Origin of the sequence: Ornithinibacillus sp. FSL M8-0202, from assembly GCF_037975285.1 — a bacterium.
In the GTDB taxonomy this organism is placed as follows: Bacteria; Bacillota; Bacilli; order Bacillales; family Amphibacillaceae; genus Ornithinibacillus; species Ornithinibacillus massiliensis.
In genome coordinates this window covers 1,162,531-1,178,488 of record NZ_CP150248.1, presented here as the reverse complement: position 1 = coordinate 1,178,488, position 15,958 = coordinate 1,162,531, and the positions used below count along the sequence as shown (strand labels likewise).

General features: G+C 35.9%; 15 protein-coding genes. 12 read left to right on the top strand and 3 right to left on the bottom strand.

Annotation, left to right across the window (positions count from 1 at the left end; translation table 11 throughout):
• The first annotated feature begins 160 nt into the window (after positions 1–160).
• The 7 genes from MKY78_RS06025 (at position 161) to MKY78_RS05995 (ending at position 5,717) form a co-directional block, all read left to right on the top strand.
• Positions 161–1,066 carry an alpha/beta hydrolase gene (locus MKY78_RS06025; RefSeq protein WP_339216963.1) on the top strand — a complete coding sequence of 302 codons (906 nt, stop codon included), beginning with the start codon at positions 161–163 and terminating at the stop codon, positions 1,064–1,066.
• A gap of 150 nt (positions 1,067–1,216) precedes the next feature.
• The gene (locus tag MKY78_RS06020) at positions 1,217–2,134 is read left to right on the top strand and encodes a phosphotransferase (protein WP_339216961.1); all 918 of its coding nucleotides are present in this window, start codon (positions 1,217–1,219) and stop codon (positions 2,132–2,134) included.
• A 113-nt stretch (positions 2,135–2,247) separates the two neighbouring features.
• The gene (locus MKY78_RS06015) at positions 2,248–2,910 is read left to right on the top strand and encodes a hypothetical protein (RefSeq protein WP_339216959.1); all 663 of its coding nucleotides are present in this window, start codon (positions 2,248–2,250) and stop codon (positions 2,908–2,910) included.
• A gap of 166 nt (positions 2,911–3,076) precedes the next feature.
• Positions 3,077–3,589, top strand: a complete 513-nt coding sequence (locus tag MKY78_RS06010) for a GrpB family protein (RefSeq protein ID WP_339216957.1) — start codon at positions 3,077–3,079, stop codon at positions 3,587–3,589.
• A 153-nt stretch (positions 3,590–3,742) separates the two neighbouring features.
• Positions 3,743–4,171, top strand: a complete 429-nt coding sequence (locus tag MKY78_RS06005; RefSeq protein WP_186868973.1) for an Rrf2 family transcriptional regulator — start codon at positions 3,743–3,745, stop codon at positions 4,169–4,171.
• A 74-nt stretch (positions 4,172–4,245) separates the two neighbouring features.
• Complete coding sequence (locus MKY78_RS06000) at positions 4,246–5,154, top strand: NAD(P)/FAD-dependent oxidoreductase (protein WP_339216955.1); 909 nt, start codon at positions 4,246–4,248, stop codon at positions 5,152–5,154.
• A 68-nt stretch (positions 5,155–5,222) separates the two neighbouring features.
• On the top strand, positions 5,223–5,717 hold the full coding sequence (locus tag MKY78_RS05995; protein ID WP_186868971.1) for a hypothetical protein: 495 nt from the start codon (positions 5,223–5,225) through the stop codon (positions 5,715–5,717).
• 114 nt (positions 5,718–5,831) lie between these two features.
• Here the strand turns inward: MKY78_RS05995 and MKY78_RS05990 are convergent, their stop codons facing one another.
• Together MKY78_RS05990 and MKY78_RS05985 are read right to left on the bottom strand one after the other, a co-directional pair.
• A complete protein-coding gene (locus MKY78_RS05990; protein ID WP_339216953.1) occupies positions 5,832–6,473 on the bottom strand; it encodes a response regulator transcription factor in 642 nt (213 codons plus the stop codon).
• Positions 6,474–7,301 carry a histidine kinase gene (locus MKY78_RS05985; RefSeq protein ID WP_339216951.1) on the bottom strand — a complete coding sequence of 276 codons (828 nt, stop codon included), beginning with the start codon at positions 7,299–7,301 and terminating at the stop codon, positions 6,474–6,476. It abuts the gene before it with no gap.
• A gap of 184 nt (positions 7,302–7,485) precedes the next feature.
• On the opposite strand from MKY78_RS05985, the gene MKY78_RS05980 reads away from it, so the two are divergent.
• The 5 genes from MKY78_RS05980 to MKY78_RS05960 all read left to right on the top strand — a co-directional run bounded on the left by MKY78_RS05980 (position 7,486) and on the right by MKY78_RS05960 (position 14,876).
• Positions 7,486–8,073: a copper resistance protein CopC gene (locus MKY78_RS05980; protein WP_339216949.1), complete on the top strand. Its 588-nt coding sequence runs from the start codon at positions 7,486–7,488 to the stop codon at positions 8,071–8,073.
• A complete protein-coding gene (locus MKY78_RS05975) occupies positions 8,074–9,165 on the top strand; it encodes a CopD family protein (RefSeq protein ID WP_339216947.1) in 1,092 nt (363 codons plus the stop codon).
• 1,227 nt (positions 9,166–10,392) lie between these two features.
• Positions 10,393–10,923 (top strand): GNAT family protein, encoded by a 531-nt coding sequence (locus MKY78_RS05970; RefSeq protein ID WP_339216946.1) that lies wholly within the window; start codon positions 10,393–10,395, stop codon positions 10,921–10,923.
• A 659-nt stretch (positions 10,924–11,582) separates the two neighbouring features.
• A complete protein-coding gene (abc-f, locus tag MKY78_RS05965; protein WP_339216944.1) occupies positions 11,583–13,031 on the top strand; it encodes an ABC-F type ribosomal protection protein in 1,449 nt (482 codons plus the stop codon).
• 186 nt (positions 13,032–13,217) lie between these two features.
• On the top strand, positions 13,218–14,876 hold the full coding sequence (locus MKY78_RS05960; protein WP_339213384.1) for an IS1182 family transposase: 1,659 nt from the start codon (positions 13,218–13,220) through the stop codon (positions 14,874–14,876).
• Between the two features lie 39 nt (positions 14,877–14,915).
• Here the strand turns inward: MKY78_RS05960 and MKY78_RS05955 are convergent, their stop codons facing one another.
• Positions 14,916–15,191 carry a heavy metal-associated domain-containing protein gene (locus MKY78_RS05955; protein WP_339216942.1) on the bottom strand — a complete coding sequence of 92 codons (276 nt, stop codon included), beginning with the start codon at positions 15,189–15,191 and terminating at the stop codon, positions 14,916–14,918.
• Positions 15,192–15,958 lie beyond the last annotated feature (767 nt).

The following is a 15,958-nucleotide window of genomic DNA, read 5'->3' as shown; positions in this document are numbered from 1 at the left end:
AATTGGTCGTCTTTTTTTGTTTACTAATACCGGTAAAATTTTGAGAATTTTGTGTTATTATGGGGGTGGTATGTATGAAGTTAGTTTAGTGAGAGAGTTTTAAAGAAGATTGGAATCACGGTTTCGTGGGGAGTGAAATACTATTTCTCGATTTTTAATTGTGAACAATAGAAAATTAGAAATTTATAAAACAGGTAATAACGGTAGACCCATCATAATATTAACCGGTATGGGTTGTTCTTTTTATGAATGGCATGATGTGGTTGAATCCATTAGTCAATCAAATACAGTGATTTTGTTTCATAGACCAGGACTGGGTTTAAGCGAGATTAGTTCAGAGATACGTAATACACAGGCTGTCGTACGAGAGTTAAATGAGATTATTCTTCAACTGGATTTAACAGAACCCGTAATTCTAATTGGTCATTCCTATGGTGGATTATGTGTACAGCATTTTGCCAAAGAACATTACGAGAAGGTAGCAGGTGTCGTTTTAGTGGATTCAACTTCTGTTGATTTACACGAATTAGATGAATTAGACTTGCCAGTGTTAGACGAGGATGAAACAGATGAAATCTGGATGGAAAAATGCAAATCATATTATTTATTAGAACAGAAGGAATTGAGGGAATTAATCAGACCTTCCCTTTCAGAAAAACAAAAACAACTTCCATTAAATATTCAGCAACGTATACTAGACTTTCAGGTGAATCCCTCTATGTATGGGGCAATGTACTCTGAAATCAGTAATTGGAAAAAAGATGCTGAGATTATCAAGGATTTGGGAGAGTTTCCAGATGTACCATTAATTGTTATTGGGCGAGATAAGGATTTTAACATTAGGTTGGGAACTACGGATGGGTTACCTGAATGGGAACTAAAACTATTGGAAGAAAAATGGCAAGAACTGATAAAAAGGCAAGTGGAATTAAGTGGAAATAGTGAGTTGATATTTGCAACAGAGTCCAGTCATTCCATTTATATAGATAGACCAGATGTGATAATTGAGGCTATTAATAAGCTAGAAAGAATGATTCATGAAGAAGATGAAAATCAACGTATGTAATTATCTACTAAAATAACGAATGCAAGCTTTCATATGGCATCATAATGGATGGTTTTGTTAAGTGATACTTTTTGGAATATTAATGCACTAGTAAGCTTATGAGTTGATGATCGCAATATATAAGACATAATTGGCAGGGAGTAATTAATAATGAACGGAAAAGAGATTCTAAGTAAATTCGGATTTGAAGTTAAAGAAGAACCTATAAGTATTTACCCATTTTCGCCAGTATTTCGTGTGAAAAATAGCGATTATGATGTCGTTGTAAAGCGTACCCAAGATAGAGCGGATAATTTAATCACATATACTACTATGCTTAATCGTAATGGAGTGAACGTCGTGATACCTGTTGATTTACAGGTGGATAATCCTCAAAAAATTGATGAAACAAGTTTTGTTGTATATCCATTTGTTGAAGGATCAATGTATTCGGGGAAAAGAGAGGAAATCTTCGAAGCTGGGAAGTTGTTAGGACACATTCATAGTCTCTCACCTGTATCTAATGATTATAATCTAAGTGAATATAATGTCTACGATTTTAATCAACAAGAGGTAGAGGAGAGTATGGAAGCGATTTTGCAACATGCTACCAATGCTGGGGTGGAGATCGATAAAGCGTTAAGCGTTAAGTTGCTTGAAGGAGTTGCGAATCAAGAAGGTCTTAAACATGCAGGGCTACCACATGTTGCAACCCCTCATGATTATAAATCGAATAATTTGGTTCTAACTCCGGAACCGTTTTTAATCGATCCAGATAATGCAACATGGATACCAAGAATTTTTGATCTGGCCTTAGCGTTACTACTATTTCATAATGAACATAAAAGTGCCCCAAACCGAGTTTTTACAATAGACGAATGGGAACTATTTTTAGCAGGATATAAGCAATATATTACATTAACCGATAAGGAAAAATTACTATGGGAAAAGGCGAAACTGCATGTCTTTCTTGATGAAGTAATGTGGCTGATGGCAGAGTATGAAGAGGATTGGCAAAATCCATCTCAACAAAGTCTGTTTGATAGTTTAATTCATATACTTGATAATACTGATTACAGGCTAGAATAACTTATAGTCTAAACTAGAGTCGGCTATATAATTTTACCCCAATCAAAGTAGCTGTCATCAGATGGAGAAGTTATAGATGCGTTTAAATTCAGTAATAACTATGGGGTGACCTTATGAGGAAACTAAAGCTAATTGTAGTAGGTTCCTTGTTTTTATTAATACTATTCACTGGTACTTTAACGTTAGCAAACACGGATAATCCAATAAGCGATTTCTTCGAGCAAAAGAATGAGAAATTAAAAACAATGGAAGAAAATGAAATTCTTGTAGAAGGCGAGAATTTTACGATAACAACAAAAGAGTATATGGAACTTAAAGAAAACATGAGTCTTGTCCATGAATTAAATGGAGGTTCTAATTCCGATTCTTCTGTAAATAAACCTCAGGATTTATTGAATCGTTTAATAGAAAGAAAATTAATATTACAATTTGCAGCGGAAGAGAATTTAAAAGTTACTGACGATGAAGTGATGGAGTATGCCCTACAAACAAAAGAAGCAATGAAACAAAACTCCACTCCGGAATTAGAAGCGATTCAGGTCGAGTTAGCAAAAAGCCTAGATATAGCTCCTGAAGAATATTTTACACATCCAGAGATATTGGAACAATATAGAGATTTTTTATTAATTAATAAAGTGTTTGATAGCCTTTACGAACAAAATATAATTAACCATAATGAATATACATTTGAGGATTTTAAAGCGGACCTGAGAGAAAGCAACAAAGCTACGATTCATTTTAATAAGGAGAAACTGGAAGAGTTGAATGGGAATTAGTTAATAGTTACAAAGGTTAAGTAGAAGCCCAGCTAGTAATTGGCTGAGCTTCGATCTAAAGGTAGAATCTAGTAATTGTTACTAAACAGCCTAATTAGTTATTCTTGTCAAAAGTTGAACGAGCACTTCTCATTATAGACAGGTCTTAAAGGGGAGGATCAGTACTATGAAGGTTCGGCTTACAGACTATAGTGAGGATTGGTCTCGAATGTTTAAGGCTGAAGCAGAATATCTTAAAAAAATATTTGGCGATTTAATAATCCGATGTGAGCATTTTGGGAGTACCTCAGTTAAGGGGATGAAGGCAAAGCCTGTAATCGACATGATGTGTATTGTAAAAAATATCGAGAAGGTTGATTTATTTAATATTCAAATGAAGTCTTTTGGGTATGATGTTGCTGGAGAATGGGGTATTGCAGGTAGAAGGTTATTTCGGAAGGGTGGAGAAAACAGAACCCATCATATTCATTTCTATCAATGGGATAATCCTGAGATTGAGCGACATTTAATTTTTCGAGACTACTTAAGAGCTCATCCTGAAGAGGTAGCTAAATATAGTTACTTCAAGGAAAAGTTAGCACAGCGTTACAATACGACGAGTGAATACAGCCCAGCAAAAAAGCAATTTGTACGTGAGATGGAGCAAAGCGCACTCCGTTGGTTTTCTGAGAAAAAGTAGTCTATCTACTCATGTTCTTTATGTTTTACATTCTGGTATAAGAAGAAATGATCATGGAAAAGGTTCAATTACTTGCTATATCATAATTAAGTAGATTATAATTAATTATAGACAGAAAGAGTCTATAATTAAGACCGCGTTAGGAGTAAGTGTATGAAGTATTCTAAAGCAACGAATTATGCGTTACATACAATGGTATATTTAATGCTAGCAGATAAAGGAGAAGCAGTCGGAGTAGAACAATTGGCTAAAATTCAAAAGCTGTCTCCTACATATCTCTCTAAAATATTAACAAAACTCGTTAAGGCTGGACTAATTGAATCAAGTCCTGGTGCAAAAGGGGGTTATCGTATTGTAAAACATTCTCGAGATATTTCATTCCTAAATGTTATTCATGCAATTGAGGGGAAGACCACATTATTTAGTTGTTCACAAGAACATAATGACATTAGTAATGAAAATTGTTTAATTGAAAAGGTAATGATTGAAGCGGAAGAAAAGATGGCTAAAGAATTAGATCAAAAATACATTGTTGATATAGCCAGACAAATAGAAGCTAGTCATCTAATTATGGAGGAATAATAGTATTTTTTTTGATTTTATTATAGATATTAAGAGTCTTTAATATATGGAATGATGAATAGGAGGAAAATCATATGTTATTAGATTGTGCGATTATAGGTGGAGGGCCAGCTGGTCTTAATGCAGCCCTAGTACTTGCTAGAGCAAAAATGAAGATCAGGTTGTTTGATGAAGATCAACCTAGAAATGCTGTGACACATGAGTCTCATGGATTTATAACAAGAGACAAGATTAAACCAGCTGAGTTTAAACGAATTGCAAAAGAGGAGTTATTACAATATCCCGATATTACGATTGGTAATCAAAGAGTTACTGCTGTAATAAAAGATCATGATTCATTTATTATTCATACAAGCGATCAACAATCTTATCGTTCTAAAAAGGTTATATTGGCTACAGGATTAAAGGATGTACTGCCAGAAATCGAGGGAATATATGATTTCTATGGGAAAAGCTTATTTATTTGTCCATTCTGTGATGGCTGGGAATTAAGAGATCGTAAATTAGTACTGATAACAGAAAATGAGCATGCAATGCATGCAGTAAAATTGATTTATAATTGGAGTAAGGATCTTGTTGTATGTACAAATGGAAAGGAGATCTTTACGAAGGAGCAAAGAGAGTTACTAAGCAGGAAGAATGTCATCCTTCTGGAAGATGAAATAATTGGTTTACACGGTGAGAATGGTTATTTACAGAAGGTATTGTTACGTAATGGAAACGAGATTGAGCGAGAAGGTGGCTTTATTGGTAGCGAGTTAAAACAAGCATCTACCTTAGCAGAGATATTAGGATGTCGCATAAATGAAAGGGGCGGAATAGAAATAGACGCTTTAGGGCGTACGAATATAAAAGGGGTATATGCTTGTGGAGATATCACATTGGGCCCTTCTCAATTAATTCATGCCGCAAGTGAGGGGAGCAAAGCTGCTAGTGGAGTAGTTATGGACCTAGCAAATGAATCGTTCTTAGATGAACAATGAGAATCCTCGCTCTAATCCTAAGTCGTTAGTACTTCTCTATATGCATAGAACAGTAAGGAGGAAAAACAGTGTATTCCTGGAGAGTTACGAAATATAATCCATTATTTAGAAACAGAGATGGAAGTTATCAAAATGACGAAGAATGGACCTGTTTCTCAGAGGTTGGATTAAAGGTAAGTATGGAAGAGTATGTACGAACCGAGCAATTATACATCAATGCCATCTCTTCCTTTATGGAGGATATCGGGTTAGATCATGCCTACTTGCTTGCTTTAGAGCAATGGTCTGATGAAGTTAACAAGCAAAATGCGAAAGAATTTTTATCCAAGATTTGGGTTGGAAAAACAATTAGCGTTCAAGAAATCCAAGCGTTAGCTGGGTTGACATTACGGAACGCTATATGGTGCAAAATTGGCAATAAGAAGGACTTTTATGTTCATTTTGGTAATGATTACTACATGTACATAGGGGCAAGGAAGGCCTGTGAAAAAGCGATAGATGAAGTGACACATTCTGGGTTATACGTAGAAAGGTGGGAATCTCCTTACCAGTCTACTAGCTGAGTGGTTGTGTAGCGGTTTATTCTAACCTTCTGTAACATAACCCTGAAATCCTATATCTGGATTCAGGGTTATGTTTGTTTTTTAGAAGTGGAAGTTTAAGAAATCTTATTCTCCCTAATCCATTAATCCTTTTTGAAATGCATAACTGGTAAGCTGAACACGATTATCTAAATGAAGCTTGCTTAATATATTTTTCAGATGACTTTTAACCGTATGCTCAGAAATAAATAATGTATTTGAAATCTCTTTATTGGATAAGCCTTTGGCTACTAACTGTAGTACCTCTAATTCTCGGTTGGATAAAGGAATATTCTCTTCCTCTATTGCTTTCTTCTGAGGGAATTCCTTTAGGATTTGTAATGCGATTTCTTTGGACATCGGGACTTCATCCAGAGCAAAGGCTCTTAAATGCTCTATCCATGTGTCGGATTGAATATTTTTCAGCAAATATCCTTGTGCTCCCTTTTTTAGCGCATCAAATAAATCCGTAATATCATCGGATACTGTTATCATAACGATTTTTACAAATGGGAATTTGCTTTTGATTATCTTCGTTGCTTCAAGACCGTTCATCACGGGCATTTTGATATCCATTAAAATAATATCTGGGATTAGTTCTTCGGTCAGTTGAATCGCTTCTTTTCCATTTTTCGCTTCTCCTATAATAAGAAAGTCGTCAAACTCCTCTAAAATTTCCCTAATGCCTTCTCTTGCATGTGCATGATCATCGACAATTAGTATTCGAAAAGGTTGCATCTACATCTCCTCCTTTTTTATTGTAATAATCGTTTCATTTTCAATTCGATTTATGGAAAATTCCCATCCCATATCGGAGGCTCTATTATTGATGATTTGTAATCCGTAGCCTCCATTAGATAGAAGTGCTTCATTGGTGAATCCAATTCCTTGATCTATAATTTGACATATCCAACCGTTGTCCGTTTCCTTTGCATGAATCCATAATTGATTTGTTTTCGCATGCTTGATGACATTCATAACAGCCTCTTTAACACAGGCGAATAACTCAACTTTTTCTTTAGGAGATAATGTACTCTCGTGTATGGACCATTGTAGGTGAACATCTATCATATGATGATTCTTGATTTCTGTAACAAATTGATTAATGGTTTCCGTCCAACTAAATGGTTCTTGATTGGGCGAATATCGTAAATTGGTAATAGCCTGGCGGGTATCTTCATGAATATGCTGCAATGTCTGTTTAATTTTTTGAAAATCTACATCATGTTCCAGTTGGTTCTTTCTACCGAATTTATTCGTTTTTACCGACAAGAGAAATAGCGACTGAGCAATTCCATCATGAAGCTCTCGAGCCAATTTTTCTCTTTCAATCAGTGCTGCTTTTTTTGCCTTTTCAACTCTTAGCTCTTCCTGCATTCTTTCTAATATCGTGAATAAATGACGGGAAAATACCAATGTAACAATAAAGACTAAGATGGGAGATAGATAATTTCCCATCTCCATGGATATATAGGGGAGAAGAAAATCATGTCTTATATATTCCCATAAGGCAATCGTCACAGTTGGAATTATTAGAATGAGCCATTTAATTTGTTTATACTTCATACGCTTCACCTTTTTATAAGAAATTGTGTCTATATTTTATCATCTACAAGCGTTATGGTATGATAAATCACTCTTTGGAGGTATTATGTTATTCGTGCTATTGTATATATAATATTTTCGAGTGCAGGTTATTAATAAACTGTATTATAACGTATAGTAACACAACTTTAAGGAGGAATTATTTTTGAAACGTATATTTTTTACTATAATAGTGTTCTTTTTAGTCATGTCTGTTTCGAATAGTGTGTTTGCACATTCACACTTAGAAAGTTCCAATCCAGCTGATGGGGAGGTTGTAACAGAGGCCTTGGATAACATTGTACTCGATTTTGATGGTGGAGTTGAACAAGGTAGTATTATTGAATTATCGTCGATAGATGGGCAAGCTATTGATTTAGAAGATATTACGATAGAGGATAACTCATTAACAGCTACGCTAGCTAATCCATTACCTAATGGCGAATATCAAGTGAATTGGAGTATTGTTAGTGCAGATGGCCATCCAGTAGAAGGAGAATTTACTTTTTCGGTAAATGCGCCAGAAACGGAGGAAAGTGAAGATCCAGCGGAAGAACTGTCCGAATCAGCAGAAGCAAATGAGGATGATGAGATAGCAGATTCATCTGAACAATCAACTGACAATCAAGAGTCTGTGGCTTCAGACAATGAGGAGGATCAAGGGTTATCTTCTACTACTATTGTCATCATTATTCTTCTTATTTCAGTAGTGGCAGGCGGATTATTTGTCCTAACGAGAAGAAAGAGAGATTAGATGGAAGTAGTAGTAATAATTAGTAAGGTACTCTTATATCTGTGCTTTTCGGTTTTGATAGGGAGTTTTATTCTTTTACTAGTGCCTAACAAATATCGTCCAGATATAAAAATACAAAAGAGATTCTTACAGGTAAGTGCCATTTCACTACCTGTAATCTCTTTTGTTCCGGTACTTGATGTCATATTATATATAGCTCCACGTTTAGGCTTAGTAGAGTCATTCAAAATCGTTTTAACGACATATACAGTTGGAACTGCTTGGATTTTTACTTTTCTTGGATCTATGTTATTAATTCTGTTAATTGCGATGGCTAAACCAACTGAGAAAAGTGCATTTGCATATTTGGGTTTAGCTATAACAGCTGGGGTGATTGTTACTATCGCATGGTCCAGCCATGCTGGTTCTATAGAGCCCATTATAGGTATTACCAGTGACTTTATTCATTTAATGGCGGTTAGTATTTGGGTAGGAATTGTATTAGTGGTTGGTTGGTGTTCACTTAACTATAAGCGCTGGCTACCATTTTTAAGCTGGTTTTCAGTCGTTGCTATTGGCTGTTTAGTTGCGACAGCACTTAGTGGTTTGTTTTTAATGGATATCATGGTAAGTAAGTACACTGACTCATGGATGGTACCGTACGGACAGGGATTATTAATGAAACACTTATTCCTAATACCACTTATTTTTTATGCGTTGGTGAATGGAATCATCGTAAAATATGCTATAACTAAGAATCCTAATTTCAATCCTATCCCATGGGTACGTTTAGAAGGGTTTATATTACTCATTATTTTTACCATTACATCTATCTACTCACAACAATCACCACCACATGGGAATTATTTATCAGATGAAGCAGTGTCACCATTATTTCGACTATTTCACCCAGGTGTCATCGATGCTAGCAGCACAATTGGTTTTGCGGGTAGTATAAATACAGTCTATTTCTTATTCCTATCCGTATTCTTATTGGGATTAATGGTATGGGCGTTCTACAAGAGAGCATCGATCATTATCTCTCTGCTTTTTAGTGGTTTATTTGTGATGAGTGTATATTTCATGTTAATGCTAACGGTTGTGGTTCGCTAAGCATAGTAAACGCAATAAGACAGTGAAAAATGAACTTTTTCTCCAAAAAAGATCTCGATTTCGAGGTCTTTTTTTAGTTGGAATGTGATTATTTATTAAATGAAATTGGTGGAGGGTGTCTGTTACTGAAATGGAGAAGGAGAGGGGGAAATAGGAATAGAAAGAGCGCCTCTGTGACCCAAATGAGGAGGGAAAGCAAAAAAAGGGAACAGAGGATGCATCTCTGTAACGTAAATGAGGAGGGAAAGCGAAAAAAGGGAATAGAGAGAGCGCCTCAGTGACCCAAATGGAGAGGGAAAGCGAAAAAAGGGAACAGAGGTAGCGTCTCTGTGACCCAAATGAAGAGAGAAAGAAGAAAAAGGGAACAGAGAGAGTGCCTCAGTGACCCAAATGAAGAAGGAAAGCGAAAAAAGGGAACAGAGAGAGCATCTCAGTGACCCAAATGAAGAAGGAAAGCGAAAAAAGGGAACAGAGAGAGCATCTCAGTGACCCAAATGAAGAAGGAAAGCGAAAAAAGGGAACAGAGAGAGCATCTCTGTGACCCAAATGAAGAAGGAAAGCAGAAAAAGGGAACAGATATCCGTTTCCGTTAATAGAGTGGAATATTTATGGTAGTTATTCTAATACAACATAATATTATCTAAATAATTCGAAACTTTCTCCGGTAAAAATCGTAAGTAATCTTGAGGTGGTGATGATGATAGATGAAAAGCTCTTATCCCTTGGCGCTAGTCGGTATGGTATGCAGAAATCTGATTTAAAATTGGTCGGGGGATTTTCAGACAATGTGTTTGAATGTGATAACGGTAGAGATAGCTTTATTTTAAAGTTCTATTTAAGCTCGACATATGAAAAAAGTGCGATTGAGTTATATAGCTATTGTTTTGTATCATGCCTTACAGACGGTTAGTGATGATAATGTAAGAGAAAGAGAGGGTTTTGCGATAGTATTTCTCCGTTCTTTTTTGAACGGATATACTAGGGAAAATCGACTGGAACCTAAATGGCTATTAAAAATCCCATTCTTTTTAACGTTTAGACAAATATACTCTTATTTGTACTTTCGAAATACCTGAGTGAAGAGCAAAGAAATAATGGTAAGATAAGGGAAATCCTGAATAATATGAAGGCAAAAATTGAAAATGATATTCCTTTCATAGATTTACAAATTGATAGAATCTATGAAGGTGTTGACTAATCTCATCTTTACTAAGGGGGAAATCAAATTTGTTTGTATCGCGAAGAGTAAAGCTAAGGAAAATGGAAGTAGAGGATATAGAACTGTATCATACTTGGCGAAATGATATGGAGGTCATGACCTCAACGAATCCAGTATTGGATGTATACTCGTTACAAGAAACAAAGGAATTTGTTGAAGGAAATATAGTAATGCCCCATTCTTCTAAAAGCTACATAATCGAGGACAGAGAGTGTACGAAGGCGATTGGAATCACATCGTTAATTAATATCGATCTGAAGAATAGAAATGCAGAATGTATTATCGATATTGGTGAAAAGGACTACTGGGGTAAGGGATATGGTAAAGAAGCGTTAACGTTACTACTTGATTACGCTTTTTTAGAGATGAATTTACATCGCGTATCATTAAGAGTATTTTCATTTAATGAAAGGGCAATTAATCTTTATCGTAATATAGGTTTCAAAAAAGAAGGGGTTAGTAGACAGTCTATATTTCGCAATGGTCGTTGGCATGATACGGTTCACATGGGACTACTCCAACAAGAATATAGTTTATGAGTGATGAAGCCATAACATTTTCCTGCAATGAAAGGACATGTATTTTTCTTACTATGAGTCACGTGATGATGATTATTAAATACACAGGAATTTGACTTTCCTACCATAACTAACTATAATACTAACTGTAAAATCGAACGTTAAGGAGGATTATAAAAAAGTGTATTCAGTGAGACTACGTTTCCCAGCTTTGAACCAGTAATTTAATACGGTCAAAGACTCTGTTTTGTGAAACAGAGTCAATTGGGATTAGTCTGTCCTTTTTTATAATCTTCATCATATAGTTGTACCAAATGAGGGAAGGCGGATTTTTCTGCCTTTCCTTTTTGTTGTCCCTTTGCATAGTTTAGGGATCAGTTAGGTATGGTTTTAAGAAAAAAATGAAATAGAGGCTAGCTATTCCCTTTTACTCTACAATCACAGGCAGATGTCTGTGATTTTTTTCATTGGCAGATAGGCTTTAGAGTCATCAGCAAAAGAAAAGCTAACACATTGCTAAAGTATGAATTATTGCGAGTTTTCCAATAAAGAAATCATAGGAGGAAGAAGCGATGCAATTACTGTTGTTCTTTTAATATGCGAGCTTTGTAGTTAATAAAGCTCGTATCGATTCAGGCTATCGATACGAAATAGTTATATACATTTCGGGAGGTAGCAATATGGAACAAATTTGTTTTGAATTAGAAAATGTTGAAGTGAGTTATTTGGATAAAGAGATTTTGAAGATTGAGCGACTAGCAGTCCATCAATTTGATCGCATTGGCATAGTCGGAGAAAATGGTGTAGGAAAAAGCACCTTATTAAAGCTATTAGCTGGCGAATTTCAACCGACAACGGGAAAAGTGAAGCGGTATGTAAAGTCTGGTTATTTTGAACAACTAGAAGCACCTAAAAATGTTGAAGCAGATCCTAAGTTGCTTAGTCAATTACTCATTCCTAAACAAGGGGATCGATTAAGTGGTGGGGAACAGACAAGATTAAAATTGGCTCAACTTTTTAGCCATTATTATGAAGCTTTACTAATTGATGAGCCGACAACCCATTTAGACAAGGAAGGGATTGCTTATTTACTCGAGGAATTACGTTATTATTACGGAGCCTTAGTACTCATTAGTCATGATCGTGCCTTACTAGATGAACTAGTAACGACTATTTGGGAGATTCGGGATGGAGTGGTGACGGTATATTCTGGGAATTATACAGACTATGCTGTGCAAAAACAGCTTGAACGGGAACAACAACACCAAGCCCATGAACAGTTCTTGAAGGAAAGGGCTCGATTAGAAAAGGCTGCTAAGGAAAAAATGAAAAAGGCGAGTAAAGTTGCTCAGCCGGGTAAAATGACAAAAAGGGAAGCAAATACAAAGCCTAACAAGACATTTATGACCAAGTCAAAAGGAACCAGTCAGAAAGCTATGGCACGTGCTGCAAAGGCAATAGAGCAGAGAATGGAGAAGCTAGAGGAAGTAGAAGCAGTTCAAGTGGAAAGATCCATAGTCTTTCATTCATCCAAAGCATTGGAGTTGCATAATAAGTTTCCGGTAATGGCGGACCAACTAACAATCTCTGCAGGTGGCAAGAAGCTATTAGAAGAAGTTAGCTTTCAACTTCCACTAGGAAAGAAGATCGCTATCACAGGACCAAACGGAAGTGGAAAGAGTACGTTATTACAACATATAAGGAATTGTGGAGAAGGTTTAATTATTTCACCTAAAGTAAAGTTTGGTTATTTCGATCAAATGAGCTACCAATTTTCATCGGATGAAACTGTACTGCAGTATTTGAAAAATCGTTCGGATTATGAGGAAGGGTTTTTAAGAAGTGTACTACATTCCATGCGATTTGTAGGAAATGATATCCAGAAAAAAGTGAATATACTAAGTGGTGGGGAAGCCATTCGACTACAGCTTTGTCATTTATTCCTTGGAAGGTATAACGTTCTATTGCTAGATGAGCCAACTAATTTTTTAGATATTCGTGCGATTGAGGCATTGGAGCGGTTTGTTGGTTCCTATGATGGAACAATTATTTTCGTATCCCATGATAGGCAATTTATTCAAAACGTAGCCGACTTACAATTTGAGATTGTTGATAAAAAGCTTATATAAAAATTAAAGAAGAGGCTGGGACAAAACCCCAGTAAATTAATATAAGCATGGTCCTTACCAACGTTTTAACGGTAAGGACCATGCTTATTATTTTTTGCACGCAATTTTCTGATATTAAAGTAAACAAAAAGGACACCATCTGATAAAATTAAAGTACGACCAATAACTTTTTTCGGAGGTGTCCTTATGTCGTATTATAACATGAAACAAGTTGTATTACCTATGGATTTGGAAGTTAGATTAAAAGAAAATGACATTGCCTTTGCCATTAATGATTTAGTAGAAAGTATTCCAGAAAGTGCTCTTGAACCACTTAGAAAAGATACAGGTCGTCCGCCATATGCTTCGCGGATGATGTTGAAAATTATCCTTTGTGGTTATACGCAGTCTGCCTTTTCGGGCAGGAAGATTGAAGCCTTATTAGAAGATAGTGTACGAATGATGTGGTTATCTCAGGAGCATCAACCAAGTTACAGAACGATTAATCGCTTTCGTGTGCACCCATTAGCGAAAGGGTTATTACGTGAGTGCTTTGTACAGTTTCGATCTCAGTTGGTAAAGGAAGAAGTAATTGAAGAAGAGGCTATTTTTATTGATGGCACAAAGATTGAAGCCAATGCGAATAAATTCACATTTGTATGGCGAAAATCGGTTGAAAATTATAGTGAAAAACTAATTGAAAAGTCCAATCAAATGTACGATGAGTTAATTGAGAAGCGAATCATTCCTGAAATAGAACGGGACGATTTCGAAGAGCTTTCGGTTGAAGAAATGAAAGAAATTGTGGAAAAACTGAGTGAAAAAATTGAAGCATACGACAAGGAAATTGAAGCGAGTGACGTTGGTGTTGAGCGGAAACAGCTTCGTTCCGAGCGAAAAGCACCAAAACAATATCGTAAGCAATTTGAAGATTTTATTGAGCGTAAACAAAATTATCAAAAGGATATGGAGATTTTTGAAGACCGCCATAGTTACTCAAAAACAGATCATGATGCCACATTTATGCGGATGAAAGATGACTATATGGGAAACGGACAACTGAAGGCTGGATATAATATTCAAGTTGCGACGGAAGGCCAATATGCGCTCGCTTATGATGTGTTTCCAAATCCAACCGACACCCGTACGTTGATTCCCTTTTTGAATACGATTGAAGAACGCTTCTTTGAACTACCTAAATATATCGTGGCAGACGCAGGGTATGGTAGTGAACAAAACTATGAAGATATTATGAATAATAGAAATAGAACACCTCTTATTACATATAATCAGTATCGAAAGGAGAAGAAAAGAAAACACAAAAACAATGCTTTTCATGTAGACAATTGGGAATACAATGAAGAGGATGATGCATTCATTTGTCCGAATGGAAAGAAATTATTATTCAGCCATGTGTCCCATCGAACCGACAAATACGGATTTAAACGCGAATTTAAAGTCTATGAATGCGAAGATTGTTCCGGATGCCCTTTACGCTCCATGTGTACAAAGGCGAAAGAGGGAAACAATCGAAAAGTATATCTCAATGAAAAGTGGGAATCTCAAAAAGAATACGTCAGGGAGAAGCTTTCAGACGAGAAAACTGGTGAAATTTACGGTAAACGTAAAATCGATGTGGAGCCAGTCTTCGGATTTCTGAAGGCTAATTTGGGTTTCACTCGAATGTCTGTTAGAGGAAAAGAGAAAGTGATAAATGAATTAGGATTTGCGCTTATGGCGGTAAACTTGAGGAAGTATACCGCCAAAATGGGTAAATCTAGTTTAGGAAATGGAAATGATTTCAAAAAACTGGTTCCAAGCAATTTTCAATCGCTTAGAACCAGTTTTTTATTACTTTCTGGCTAGTTTTGTCCCAGCCTCTTCTTTATGGTTACTTGCTCACAGTTAATTGCTTTGGATCGTTGCCTCCGATTCACTTCGAACTAGTTTAGCTTCAAAACCCATTTTTTTAATTCGATTGATGATTTCAGAGATATTTGTTACCTGGTTATGGAACGTGACATTGCCGCTTTCAGTCTGATAGTTAACGTTTACTTCGGTTACACCATTTAATTTCGTGAGCGATCTTTCTACTTTTTTAGGACAATCAGGGCAATGCATTCCTGTTATGGTTATGTAAACTGTTTCCTGCATGTTGTAATTCACCACCTTTACCATCATGTAGAATTTCTCCTAACTACCTATATTAAATACTACTGTCCGGAAACGAACTTTATGAAATGTAATTTTAATGAAAGTCATTTCTTTACTAGTCGAGTAGAAAGCATGATACCGGATTTATGTATACCTATCATTAGAGTGCCTGCTACTAATGGATCATACTTTGAGTGAAAAGGGGACGCCAGTAAATCTAGGGAATTGGAATTGGTTGGTAAGCATAGCAATACTGCTAGCTGATTCAGGTAAGGATTTTGGACACCATCAATAAAGGCACTCAATATAAATAGTGAACAAGCGGGCATAAGCATTAACATGGTAAGGAGAATGAAGTTTTTCTTTTGTTTCTTGTATAGTCTCTGCCTATGATCAGGTGAAACAATCGGCCACCACAAACTAAAGGAAAGGATAAACAGGATACATAAATATATGCTTTGAATCAAAGGAGCCTGAGAAAGATACTCCAAAAGAAAAGGTAAATGATATAGTAAAAATAAAGCGGAAAATAACATGAGGGCTAATTTTGGTGTGAGAAATAGTTTTCCTATTTTTTGTAACAGTGAAGTTCGGATAGCTCGTGCAAATAACTGTGGGGGAATTCCTACCAATAGTAATGGAGGAATAATAAAATATAATATACTCATTTGAATCATATGCAGACTAAGGGAAAGATGGCTGAAAGCGGATAGAGGGCTACCTAGTATGAGACAGATTAGACATAAGGATAAGAAAAAGAAAATAGGCTGTTTGTTAAATAGTCTCACATCTGT